Source organism: Campylobacterota bacterium, assembly GCA_040752835.1.
Classification (GTDB): Bacteria; Campylobacterota; Campylobacteria; order Campylobacterales; family Sulfurimonadaceae; genus Sulfuricurvum.
In genome coordinates, this window is the sequence record JBFMGG010000006.1 from 204,573 (window position 1) to 216,732 (window position 12,160).

A 12,160-nucleotide genomic window follows, 5' to 3' on the forward strand; every position below is an offset into this window, starting at 1 on the left:
TCCGCATATTAACCTTTTTACAACTTTTCTCCCCTCAACCTCAGCGCATTCGCAATCACCGACACCGAGCTGAAACTCATCGCGGCCGCCGCGATCATGGGGGAAAGGAGCAGCCCGAAATAGGGATAGAGGACCCCCGCCGCGATCGGTATCCCCGCGGTGTTGTAGACGAAGGCGAAAAAGAGGTTTTGGCGGATGTTACGCATCGTGGCGCGGCTGAGGCGGCGGGCGCGGACGATGCCGCGAAGGTCGCCCCGCACGAGCGTGATTCCCGCACTCTCCATCGCGACGTCGGTCCCCGTTCCCATCGCGATCCCCACATGGGCCTGCGCGAGGGCGGGGGCGTCGTTGATCCCGTCTCCGGCCATCGCGACGATGCGCCCCTCGCGCTGAAGCTCTGCGATAATACGCGCCTTGTCCTGCGGAAGCACTTCGGCTTCCACCCTCTCGATCTGCAATCTTGCGGCGACCGCTTCGGCCGTGATGCGGCTGTCCCCGCTGAGCATCACGATCCGTATTCCCTCGGCGTACAACGCCGCGATCGCTTCGGGGGTGTTCTCCTTGATCGGATCGGCGACGCCGACCAGCCCCGCGGCCTGCGCATCCATCGCGACAAACATCACGCTCTGCCCCTCCTGCCGCAGGCGATCCGCCGCTGCGGCCCAATCCAGCGGATCGATCCCCAGCCGTTCCAGCAGCCTGAGGTTCCCAACTGCCACGCTGCGCCCCTGCACGCTCCCGACGACCCCCTCCCCCGTAACCGATTCGAAACGCTCGGGCGCTGTGAGTTCCATCCCCCGTGCCTGCGCCCCCCGCACCACCGCTTCGGCGAGGGGGTGTTCGCTGGAGCGCTCCAGCGAGGCCGCCAGACGCAAAACGTCTTGCTTGTCCAGCCCTTCCCGGACGATGAGGGTCATCAGCTGCGGCTTCCCCTCGGTGAGGGTCCCCGTTTTGTCGATGACGAGGGTATCGACCTTTTCCATCATCTCGAGGGCTTCGGCGTTTTTGATCAGCACGCCGTGGGTAGCCCCCTTCCCGGTCCCCACCATGATCGATATGGGCGTCGCCAGCCCCAGCGCGCAGGGGCACGCGATGATGAGGACCGCCACCGCATTGATCACCGCGTACGCGAGCGAGGGTTCCGGCCCCCACAGATACCAGACGACGAACGCCGCGAGCGCGGTGACGACGACGGCGGGGACGAAATACCCCGCCACGGCATCGGCCACGTTCTGGATCGGGGCGCGGGAACGCTGCGCCTGCGACACCATCGCGACGATCTGGGAGAGGAGCGTGTCGGCTCCGACCTTTTCGGCCCGCAGGATGAAACTGCCGTTGCCGTTGAGGGTCGCGCCGATCACTCGCTCTCCTGCTTTTTTGGAAACGGGGATCGGCTCGCCGCTCACCATCGACTCGTCGACGTAGCTCTCCCCCTCCTCCACGATACCGTCCACGGGTATCTTCTCGCCGGGGCGGACGCGCAGACGGTCTCCACGCTGCACCATCCGCAGATCGATCTCCTCTTCGCTCCCGTCAGGACGGACGATCCGGGCCGTCGTCGGTGCCAGAGCGAGCAGCAGCCGGATCGCCTCGTTGGTGCGGCTGCGGGCGCGCGCTTCGAGCAGCTGCCCCAGCAGCACCAGCGCCGTGATCACCGCCGCGGCTTCGAAATAGACGGGTACCACCCCATGCATCGTCATGTGCGGGGGAAAGATGCCGGGAAAGATCACCGCTACGGCGCTGTAAATCCATGCCGTACCGATCCCCATAGCGATGAGGGTGAACATGTTGAAATTGCGGGTGCGGAGCGACGCGAGAGCACGGGTAAAGAAACTCCACCCGCCCCACCATACGACGAGCGCCGAGAGAATCAGTTCACCCCACTGGCGGAGTTTCGGATCGATGATAGTCACGAACACTTCGGGCCACATCTCCGATCCCATCGCGCTGATGAACACCACGCACGCCAGCGCAGCGCTCACCCACAGACGGCGCGTCAGATCGTCTGTCTCGTCGTTCCCCTCCGCGAGGCTCGCTTCTTTGGGTTCGAGTGCCATGCCGCATTTGGGACACGTTCCGGGCCCTTCCTGCTCGATTTCGGGATGCATGGGGCAGGTATAGATCGCACGGTCGATCGTGCAGCTGTTATCGGGACAGGCGGTGGGGTGTGGAGAACTGTGCAGATAGTTTTCGGGATACTCGGTGAATTTCATGCGGCATGATTCGGAGCAAAAATAGTAATGCGCTCCGTCCGCTTCGGCTTGATAGGGGGTGGAATCAGAAACTTCCATCCCGCAGACGATGTCTTTTGGCATCTTTTCCCCCTTGAACCAATTCGGAAAACTTATAACATACGCCTCTCGCTCTTACTATTGTAGCACTTTTGCGCGACGCTATACGAACCGTATGTTAATGTCGGTACAATTAGAGATACCATTTTCGGAGCGAAAACCCGTTTGGAAACGCATCGTCATGCCATCCGCATTGTCCAAGATCACGACCGTTTCGTCGTCGCACTCAAGCCTGCGGGAGCCAATTTCCACTCCGAAGAGGAGGCCGGATTCGTCGTACAGCTCTCCGAACAGCTCGGACAGCCTCTCTACAGCGTCCACCGCCTCGACAAGATGACCTCAGGGCTGCTGATCCTTGCCAAAACCCCCGAAGCGGCGGCGGAGTTCACCCGCATGTTCGAAAACCGTGAAGTCGAGAAATACTATCTCGCCATCAGCCTGCGCAAACCGAAAAAAAAACAGGGGTGGATCAAGGGGGACATGACCAAGGCGCGGCGCGGGGACTACAAGCTCCTATCGACGATGGAGAACCCCGCGATCACCCAGTTCGTCAGTGCATCACTTCGTCCCAACGAGCGGGCGTTTCTCATCAAACCCCACACCGGAAAGACCCACCAGATCCGCGTCGCCCTCAAAGCGATCGGAAGCCCGATTGCGGGAGACGAGCGCTATGCGCAGGCCGATGAAGCGCGCAAAGAGGATCGGGGCTATCTGCACGCCTATGCGCTGCGGTTTGGCTTCGGCGGGGAATCGTTTGCATTGGTCCTTCCGCCCGAGGAGGGGGAACGGTTCACAAGTACGGCGATGACAGCGCAATTAGAAAATTGGAGCGAACCGTGGACATGCTTCTGAGCCGATCGATCGACACGCCGCTGGGAATGATGCTGGCCCGAGCCGACACGCAGGCGATCGTCTCCCTCGATTTCACCAGCGAGGCGGCAGTTATGCCAAATTCCGATCATCCCCTGCTGCTGCGCCTCGAACAAGAGCTGAGAGAGTATTTCGAAGGGAAGCGGAAGGAGTTTACCCTCCCCCTCGCTCCACAGGGAACCCTGTTCCAGAAAGCGGTCTGGGAGACCTTGTCAACCATCCCCTATGGGGAAACCCTCTCCTACGCGCAGGAAGCCGAGCGCTTCGGCAATCCCAGAGCCGTCCGCGCCGTGGCAAACGCCAACGGCCGCAACCCGATCAGCATCCTCATCCCCTGCCACCGCGTCATCGCCACCGGGGGCGGGCTCGGCGGATATACGGGCGGGGTGGAGAAAAAAGCGTTTCTCCTTGCGCTGGAGCAACGGCAAAAATCACGGTAAAATACGCCAAACCCTACAAGGAGCACCCATGCGCCTCTCCACCCTTTTCGCCGGCTTGCTGCTCGCGGCATCCCTCGATGCGGGGGAATTCACCCTTCGCAGCCACGATCTTGCCGGTCAGCTCACGATGAAACAGGTCTATTCTGGCTTCGGATGCACCGGCTCGAACATCTCCCCCGAACTCCACTGGAGCGACGCCCCCAAGGGGACCAAGAGCTTTGCGGTGACCGTTTACGATCCCGACGCCCCGACGGGGAGCGGATGGTGGCACTGGGTCGTCTTCAACATCTCCGCTTCGGTGACCTCCCTTCCTGCCGACTTTGGCAACACGGCCAAAAAACAGCCCCTCTCCGCCGTGCAGAGCATCACCGATTTCGGGAAAACGGGTTTCGGCGGCGCCTGCCCGCCCATCGGTGACCGTCCCCACCGCTATTTTTTCACGGTCCATGCGCTGAACGTCGATCATCTGGATCTGGACGAAAAAGCCTCCCCCGCCCTCGTGGGGTACATGCTGACGATGCACACGATCGCCAAATCGACCCTCGTGTCGTACTACGGGCGCTGAACGGTTTCTCGTTCCCAACGTCCTCGTTGGGAATCAGCCTGATTTATACCATCCAGACACTCACTATTATCCATCACACGATACACTTTCGATGATTATTTGACAAAGGTTTATGCTATGACCCAAATTTTGATTGTTATTGCCGTCGCGCTCATCATCTATCTCCTCACCCGCAACGTCAAAATCGAAACGCACACCTATTCGCGCAGCCAATTTGCGGGATTTAAACTCACCAAAGAATCATTAGCCTACAGCGAACTGGGGCTCTTTACCGCATTGTGCGCCAAAGTTGCCAAAGCGGACGGCAAAGTCGATGGGCTCGAAGCTGAACTCATCGGCAATATGTTCAACGACATCAGCTCCCTCTTCCCCGATCCCGTAAAGACCAAAGCGCTTCTCAAAGAGATATTCAACGAAGAGAAAGATGCTCCTCATAACCTCGACCGGGTCGCACAGGCTCTTTATGACGTACTGCGGAATGACCCCCACAAACGCCAGAAGATGATGGAGTTTTTGGTCAATCTCACCTACATCGACGGTACGCTGAGTCAAAGCGAAGAGGAGATGGTACGCCGTATCGGATACTATATGGGCTTTAGTGAAGCGGACATCGCATCGATGATGGAGCGGTTCGGTTCATTTCATCGCCATAGCATCAAAGAGAGTTCCGTCGATCAAGCCTATACGCTATTGGGGATCAGTGCCCAAGCCGGCAATGACGAAGTAAAAAAAGCGTACCGGGCACTCGTACGTGAATACCACCCCGATCTTATCAAATCTCAAGGGGCATCGGATGATTACCTCAAAGAAGCGACCGAAAAAGTTCAAGAGATCAACGCCGCCTATGAGATGATCAAAAAAACACGGGGGATGTAATCAGCCCTTTCGTCGGGCGTTGAATACCACGACCGCCGCAAACGCCAGCGCACATCCGATGATCGTCGAAAGTTCTATCGTCTCACCGTATACGATCATACTGGATACAATCGCCCCGATGGGAACGATAAACATGAACACCCCCGTTCGGTGCGCTCCCACCTTCCCCGCCGAAGCAAAAAACAAAGCGGTGCTGAGCGTTCCGGGGAAAATGCCGATAAAGAGGATCGTCCACCAGAACGTCATGTCGTATTTTGAAAACGCAAACGGTTCATGCGGCATTGCGAACAAAAGGTTCGTGCTCATCGCGACGCCGAACACCACCGTCGTGTAGAGCATCGGGGTGACGTGCCTGGAAGCTTTTTGCGATACGATCGTCACCAGTGCCCATACAACTGCCGCCGCCGCGAAATAGATGTTTTCAAGTTCCAAAAATGCCCATCCCTGAGTCGGGACTTTGAGGAGAACCAAAGCACCTACCGATCCCAGGGCGAGTGCCAAAATCTCTTTGGCCGACACCCCAAGCCCCAGCAATGCAATCGAGAGAGCGTAGGTGATGATCGGCGACGTCGAGGTCACCAGCGTCCCGCCGTATCCCGCCTGACCGTGCAGCAGCCCCGCAAAGAAAAAGTAGTTGAACACCGACGTCAGCAACCCCGCGACGATCATGTAGATTACCCCCCTCCGATCCGACCGCAGAGGCGATCTCATGATCCATATCAGGGGAACGATCGATGCGAACGAAACGGCATAGCGCCAGAACGCCGCCACTTCGGCATTGGAATGCAGCGCAGCGACCTTTCCCGCCGTCCACGCCACACCCCACAGCAGCATGGCGACGATCATTCCGGTGAAATAGAGGGCTTGGGGGTGATGTTTCATGGCGTGATTGTGCTGTGTTTTGGCTTTGAAGGGAATGAATCGGACGAACCGCTAAACGGTAGCCCTTGACATTGTTACCCATTCGTATTAAGTTAGCATATAGCGCAGTTAAAGGAGAAAAAAATGTCACAGATCATTCACCGTTCACGCGAACGCGGCATTGCCGAACACGGATGGTTGCACAGCCGGTTCAGCTTTTCGTTTGCCGAGTATCATAACCCGAATCGAATGGGATTCGGAGCGTTGCGTGTCATCAACGACGACGTTATCGAAGCGGGGATGGGATTTCCGATGCACCCCCACAAAAACATGGAGATCGTCTCCATCGTGACCAGGGGCGCTCTCGAGCACCGTGATTCGGAAGGAAATCGGGGGGTAATCGAGGCGGGACAGATCCAGTACATGAGTGCGGGATCGGGTGTATTTCATTCGGAATATGCAACACCCCAAGCCGATGCTCACCTCTTTCAAATCTGGATCCATCCCTCCCGAAAAGGGGGGGCGCCTCTGTACGACAACCGCGATTTCAGCGACATCGACCAATCCAACCGCTGGGCGGTACTCGTCTCCGGCGACGGAAAGGAAAATTCTATTCGAATACGCCAGAATGCCGCGATCTATTCGACCGGGCTCGATGCGAACCGGGACATCGCCGTCCCAAAAGTCCAACCCGGCCACGGACGATTGCTTCTCGTCATCGAAGGAAGTGTCACGATCGCCGGCCATGTTCTCGAAGCCAGAGACGAAATACAAATCACCGACGAAGAGGAGTACATTCTGAGGGCACTGAGCCCGGCCAAAGTTTTACTGTTTGACGTGTCCATGCACTGACGTCGAGATGCGTTATGATACAATCGCGGCAGCGTTTGGCAAGGAGAGAAGTATGCTGCGATCGTTTACGACCGAACCCATGAGCGCGATTCTCGCGTGGGCCCAAAAATCGCTTGAGCAAACCGATACGTTCTCGTTTGAGGTCCTCAACCCCGACGTTGCACGGGGGTACTACGCGGGGGAAAGCGTCACGATCGGAGAGACGGAGTATCTCTACCGTTCCTACAAAGCCTGGAACGATCTGGCCGAGCTTCTCTTCTGCCGTCTGCTGACCCCCGAAAAAATCACCGAACATACCGTCCGGCTGACGTTGGAGAAAATCGACCGAAGTGATTCGTTCCACCACTCGTGTGAAAAAGAGGAAAAATACGGCACCGCATCCGAATTTTCCCGTATCCGGAAAAACGAAGAACCGGCATTCCTCTTCGCGTACCTGCGCGCCCTGCACAGCGTCAGGACGGGAGAGAAAAAACGGATTCTGAACCTGGGGATCAACACGGGGGACGAGTTCGATCTGATCCGACGCATCCTCCCGGATGAGATCTACCGGGAAATCGAACTTGTCGGAGTCGACCATTCCGAAAGCGCGATCGCCCTCGCCCGACAGCGGTTTGATGAAGGAAATGCGGCGTTTTACGTCCACGACATCAACCATCTGGAGACGCTTGCGGTGGGACGATTCGACCTCATCGTCTCGATCGGTACCCTCCAAAGCCCCGGCATCGATTTCAAGCCGCTCTTTATGCAACTGGTGCAGGAGTATCTGACCCCGCAGGGGGCGATGATACTTGGCTTTCCCAATTGCCGGTGGATGGACGGAGAGATGATTTATGGCGCGAAGGCCCCCAATTACCCCTATTCGGAACTCTCGCTCGTCATCAAGGACATCCATTACTGCAAAAAATACCTGCAACAAAAAAAGTTCCGCGTCACCGTAACCGGAAGAGACTACCTGTTTCTCACCGCCACGCGTATCCAAACGGCGCATTAACCGTGTAAACGGCGAATATGCTACAATAAATCCATGATACGTTATTTATTTTTATTATCGCTTGTCGTACTGCTACCGTTGGGAGCGGCAGCGATACCCGCCGACAAAATCGACGCGTCGCTCGCGGCACTGGGAAGTGAGGAGCGGCTTTCCGATTCGAAAACCCTCGCTCTTCTGCTGGAGCGGTATTCCCCTTCCGTTTCGATTCTCCACCGCCGCCACCGTACTACTGCCGCCGAACACCGCGCAATTGAAGAAGCGTTTGCCGAAGCGGGCATTCCCCCCTTTTTCTCGCTGATCCCCTACTGCGAATCGAAATTCGATCCCGACGCACGCGGATACGGAACCGCCGGATTGTGGCAGTTCACCCGCCAGAGCGCCCGCAATTTCGGCCTGAACGTCCAGAAAGGGAACGATGAACGTCTCAACGCGCAACGCTCGACCGAAGCCGCGATACGCTACATCAAAAGCCTCAAACGTCAGTTCGGAAGCTGGTATCTGGCCGATTTCGCCTACGGAATGGGCGAGGGAAAACTGCAACAGCTGATCCGCCGTAACGGGAGCAAAAAGCTTTCCGTACTGCTCAAAGATCCCCACTTCCCCTCGGGGACCAAAGCCCATTTTGCCAAAACGCTGCTGCTGCAGGCACGGATCGCCGCGGCAAAAGAAGAAAAAGAATAAACGCGATGCCGCCTCTCTCGAAAGAGAGGAGACGGTAGAGAGGAAAGATTAGAAGCGGTAGCCGATTTTGACCTGCGCGCGGTAGTTGTCGAGGTCTTCTTTATAGGTGTTCGTAAGCTCGGCTTTCTGCGTCCACTGGTAGCGGATATCCGCCCCCGTATAGATTTCGCGGCTGATGTTGTATTTGAGCCCCGTCCCGGCCTGAAGGGTAAAAACCGTATCGCTTTTGTCCATATCCGAGAAAATCACGCCGAATCCCGGACCGAATCCCCACTCGACACCGTTGCGGAGTGTAATCAGGTAATAGGGGTTGAACTCGAGGTTGGTCATCGACAACCCGTCGCTGTTAAAGCGGTTCAGCATGATCTGCTGACGGAGGTTGTCCCAGGGAAGGGTAAAGACGGGGCAATCCAGAGAGATTTCGATCCCTGCCGTCTGACCTGCGGCCGAAACGTTTTTAAGATTCATGTACCCCGCGCTCACGCCTACCTGGATATTCGGGCAAAAACCCGCATCAAGAATCGGAAGGGCTTTAAATTCCCCTGCCGACGCATGCGCGCCGATCAGAAGGGATGCCGCGAGGGCAGTTTTGGCCAAAGTTGTCAGTCTCATTCTCACTCCTGTATAGTCGATTGGAAGAGACAAGTATAGCGCAGTTCGGATAAAATGTGATAGATATGTGATGGGAAATCCCCGTACGGGGAGAGAAGCGCTTAGCCGATGTTCGTGTAAACGGCCTGGACGTCGTCGTCCTCTTCGATACGGTCGATCAGCTTTTCGATATCGACCATCTGTTCGTCGGTGAATTCCACCGTCGTGTTTGGAATACGTTCCAATGCCGCTTTGGAAGGGGCGATATCGAGCTCTTCGAGTGCCGCCGAAAGGGTTCCGAACGCGGTGTAATCACCCGTTACGCTCACTTCGCCTTCATCCTCTTCAAGCTCTTCAAGCCCCGCATCGATCAGCGCCATTTCCAGCTCTTCAAGGTCCATCTCGGGTTTGGGGAAGCTGAACACCGCTTTGCGGCTGAACATGAACTCCAGCGCGCCGTTGTTGAGCATCTCCCCTTTGGCTTTAGAAAAGTAGCTGCGGATGTTTCCGACGGTACGGGTGTTGTTATCGGTCGCGCATTCGACGAAGATGAGAACGCCGTGCGGCCCTTTCCCCTCGATGTTCACCTCGATAATGTTGGCCGCGTCTTTACCGAACGCCCGTTTGATCGCCGCTTCGATGTTGTCTTTGGGCATATTCTGCGCTTTCGCCGTCAAGATCGCCGTACGAAGCTTGGGATTCATTTCGGGATCGGCACCCCCCTCTTTGGCCGCCATCGTAATGATTTTGCCCAGTTTCGGGAAAACTCTCGACATATTTCCCCAGCGTTTCATTTTGGCCGCTTTGCGGTATTCAAACGCTCTTCCCATGCGGTATGCTCCTCTGTGTGATCTGTAAAAATTGGTCGAATTATAGCCGTTTTAGCCGATTATGACAACCGCCTCCGGGCTGAAAAATTGATCAGATAGACCGCCGCCATGCTGATCGCTCCGCCGATCAGCAGCGACGTCGAGGGAATTTCATCCAGGAGAAGATAACTGCTCGCCAGCGCGCAGACGGGAACGAGAAACATATACGAACTCGCCCTCCCCGAACCCATCTTGCCCGAAGCGACAAAATAGATCGTGGATGCGACCGTCTGTCCCAGTACGGAGAGATAGATCAACGCTCCCCAGAACCGTGCATCCTGCTCGAAAACCGAGCCGATGCCGTGAGGATAAGCGACGAAAAACATCCCTGCCGTCGCGATCAGCCCCAGTAAAAACGTATAATGGATCGGATCGAGATGGAGGTGGGAACGCTGCGCGGCAAGGGTGAGGACCGCCCACACCGCAGCGCACCCGACGAAGACGAGGTTCCCTCCATGCAGCAGCACTTCGCCCTCCCACACCTGCACCATGACCGCTCCGCCGATCAAACCGATGACCAGGCCAGCGATGTGGCGGCGGGTCGGTTTCATTCCCAGTACGGCTACGGCGATCAGAACCGTCAGCACGGGACTGAGCGTCGTGATGACGACGCCCCCTGCCCCCGCGCTGCCGACATAGACGCCGTAAAAAGACAACGCCATGAAAAGGGCATTGAGCAACGCGCTGAGCGATGCCCACCCCAGTGCCTGGGCACTCAGGCGCAAGGGCTTCCGGCGCCACCACAAAATCGGCACGAAAGCCGCAGCCATCAGAGCGAAACGCCAAAAAGTGGCCACTTCCCACGACACGCTCTGCGAAAGGATTTTGAGCGCCGGCCAGCCGCCGCCCCAGAGCATCATCGCGAGGATCATCAAAAAAGGGAGGGGAGCGTTCATAAAAAGGGTGTCCTAACCGCGCAAAAGCGGGTTAGAGGTCGATGTGGACGATATCGCTTTGGATATTGTTGAACAGGAGCGAGCGGTTGTCGACGCGGTGCTGGTAGAGGAACGTATGGGGTTTCATGTTCCGAAGGACGGTCGTATTGTAATAATAGGCGTTCGAACAGCGTCCGATAAAGAGGAACGAAAAGAGGAGTTTGATACGGGGATTTTCGAAAATCTCGCTGGGCTGCGCGAGGAAAGTGAGGCCGAATTTTTTGAGGTTTACCAGATCGAAGATGTAGAAAATAAAATCTTCGAATTTCGCGTGGAACCCTTCGACGTTGGCGATATCCTGCATGAAATAGTAATAGTTGTCGAGAAGCTCGCGTTTTTGCATCATCCGTGAGAGCTTACTCTTGATGTCGCGCTTGCTGGCAAAATACGAGGGGTTGACGGCCATGTAGATGTTTTTGCGTTCACCGATCGCGGCATCGACGGCGGCATCAAACGCATCGCTTTCGTCAAAGCGCATGTAGTGGAATTCACTGCCGTGTTTGAAACGCTCTTCGATCTGGTCGATTTCCGGATCGGAAAAGTCGAGGTAAAGGGTCGGGATACCGTTGTCGATGACGAATTCGCGGATTTTGTTGGCCAGATGGGTTTTCCCCGAACCCGGTTCAGCCAGGATCAGCGTGTTTTCACGCAAGACGCGGTCGTGCAGTTCAAGGTTGGCAATCGAGTTTTTAAATTTTCCGATTTTTCGTTTCATGGTCGTATCCGGTGGATGAAATAATTATAAAAGCGAGTATAGCCAAATAAAGATAAATGGCCCGAATCGGGGAGGCACGGCTGCGCCTATTGCCACCGCTCTTGCGTTATCGTAACATCCCCCGCATCCGAATGAAGACTCATTTCGCCGTCGCTGACCGTAGCGGAAAGACGCATCGAGCGGCCGTAGAGTTTTTCGATCTCCCCGGCGTCGAGATGGATGATTTGCAGATTCCTGAACCGCGCGAACGTACTCCCGTTTTGACGCCACCACGCACTCGCGGCCTTGGCGTTATAGGTGTAGACGATGACCTTCTCGCTCCGTCCGCACGCTTTGCGCAGCCGCTTCTCGTCCACCTGCCCCAGATCGATCCACAGTTGTATGTCCCCGCCGTAATCCTTCTCCCACAAATCGGGTTCGTCTTCCCCCCCGATCCCCTTGGTGATTACCAGACGCTCGGTTGCGTTGAAGGCGAAAGCGACGAGACGCATCATCAGCCGTTCGTCGGTCTCGGAAGGGTGCTGCGCAATCGTGAGATCGTGCGTTTCGTAGTAGTTGCGGTCCATATCGGCGATGTTGAGCTGGACTTTGCAGATGGTCGAACCGGCGGCCATAGGTACTCC

The 12,160-nt window shown here is 56.6% G+C and carries 14 protein-coding genes; 7 read left to right on the forward strand and 7 right to left on the reverse strand.

Annotated elements, in window-relative coordinates:
* Positions 1 to 17 precede the first annotated feature (17 nt).
* The gene (locus tag AB1763_05455) at positions 18 to 2,315 is read right to left on the reverse strand and encodes a heavy metal translocating P-type ATPase (GenBank protein MEW5832264.1); all 2,298 of its coding nucleotides are present in this window, start codon (positions 2,313 to 2,315) and stop codon (positions 18 to 20) included.
* Positions 2,316 to 2,456: 141 nt separating this feature from the next.
* Here AB1763_05455 and AB1763_05460 point away from each other — a divergent pair, with 141 nt between their 5' ends.
* The 4 genes from AB1763_05460 to AB1763_05475 all read left to right on the forward strand — a co-directional run bounded on the left by AB1763_05460 (position 2,457) and on the right by AB1763_05475 (position 5,042).
* Positions 2,457 to 3,143, forward strand: a complete 687-nt coding sequence (locus AB1763_05460; protein ID MEW5832265.1) for a TIGR01621 family pseudouridine synthase — start codon at positions 2,457 to 2,459, stop codon at positions 3,141 to 3,143.
* On the forward strand, positions 3,134 to 3,601 hold the full coding sequence (locus tag AB1763_05465; GenBank protein MEW5832266.1) for a methylated-DNA--[protein]-cysteine S-methyltransferase: 468 nt from the start codon (positions 3,134 to 3,136) through the stop codon (positions 3,599 to 3,601). The genes AB1763_05460 and AB1763_05465 overlap by 10 nt, the downstream gene beginning before the upstream one ends.
* Positions 3,602 to 3,629: 28 nt before the next feature.
* Positions 3,630 to 4,166, forward strand: a complete 537-nt coding sequence (locus AB1763_05470) for a YbhB/YbcL family Raf kinase inhibitor-like protein (GenBank protein ID MEW5832267.1) — start codon at positions 3,630 to 3,632, stop codon at positions 4,164 to 4,166.
* 117 nt (positions 4,167 to 4,283) lie between these two features.
* Positions 4,284 to 5,042, forward strand: a complete 759-nt coding sequence (locus AB1763_05475; GenBank protein MEW5832268.1) for a TerB family tellurite resistance protein — start codon at positions 4,284 to 4,286, stop codon at positions 5,040 to 5,042.
* Here AB1763_05475 and AB1763_05480 read toward each other — a convergent pair whose 3' ends face one another.
* Entirely contained in the window at positions 5,043 to 5,924 is an 882-nt protein-coding gene (locus AB1763_05480; protein ID MEW5832269.1) for a DMT family transporter, read from the reverse strand.
* A gap of 123 nt (positions 5,925 to 6,047) precedes the next feature.
* On the opposite strand from AB1763_05480, the gene AB1763_05485 reads away from it, so the two are divergent.
* Genes AB1763_05485 through AB1763_05495 form a run of 3 tightly spaced genes read left to right on the forward strand, consistent with a single transcriptional unit; the run spans position 6,048 to position 8,427 of the window.
* A complete protein-coding gene (locus AB1763_05485) occupies positions 6,048 to 6,755 on the forward strand; it encodes a pirin family protein (protein ID MEW5832270.1) in 708 nt (235 codons plus the stop codon).
* 52 nt (positions 6,756 to 6,807) lie between these two features.
* Complete coding sequence (locus AB1763_05490) at positions 6,808 to 7,746, forward strand: methyltransferase domain-containing protein (GenBank protein MEW5832271.1); 939 nt, start codon at positions 6,808 to 6,810, stop codon at positions 7,744 to 7,746.
* A gap of 33 nt (positions 7,747 to 7,779) precedes the next feature.
* Entirely contained in the window at positions 7,780 to 8,427 is a 648-nt protein-coding gene (locus tag AB1763_05495) for a lytic transglycosylase domain-containing protein (GenBank protein ID MEW5832272.1), read from the forward strand.
* A 48-nt stretch (positions 8,428 to 8,475) separates the two neighbouring features.
* On the opposite strand, the gene AB1763_05500 is transcribed toward AB1763_05495, so the two are convergent.
* The 5 genes from AB1763_05500 to AB1763_05520 form a co-directional block, all read right to left on the reverse strand.
* A complete protein-coding gene (locus AB1763_05500) occupies positions 8,476 to 9,039 on the reverse strand; it encodes a hypothetical protein (GenBank protein ID MEW5832273.1) in 564 nt (187 codons plus the stop codon).
* Positions 9,040 to 9,140: 101 nt separating this feature from the next.
* Complete coding sequence (locus AB1763_05505) at positions 9,141 to 9,848, reverse strand: YebC/PmpR family DNA-binding transcriptional regulator (protein ID MEW5832274.1); 708 nt, start codon at positions 9,846 to 9,848, stop codon at positions 9,141 to 9,143.
* Between the two features lie 59 nt (positions 9,849 to 9,907).
* Entirely contained in the window at positions 9,908 to 10,783 is an 876-nt protein-coding gene (locus AB1763_05510; GenBank protein MEW5832275.1) for a DMT family transporter, read from the reverse strand.
* 31 nt (positions 10,784 to 10,814) lie between these two features.
* Positions 10,815 to 11,537 carry an ATP-binding protein gene (locus AB1763_05515; protein ID MEW5832276.1) on the reverse strand — a complete coding sequence of 241 codons (723 nt, stop codon included), beginning with the start codon at positions 11,535 to 11,537 and terminating at the stop codon, positions 10,815 to 10,817.
* 86 nt (positions 11,538 to 11,623) lie between these two features.
* Positions 11,624 to 12,151, reverse strand: coding sequence for a YaeQ family protein (locus tag AB1763_05520; protein ID MEW5832277.1), 528 nt, complete (start codon positions 12,149 to 12,151; stop codon positions 11,624 to 11,626).
* Between the last annotated feature and the right edge of the window lie 9 nt (positions 12,152 to 12,160).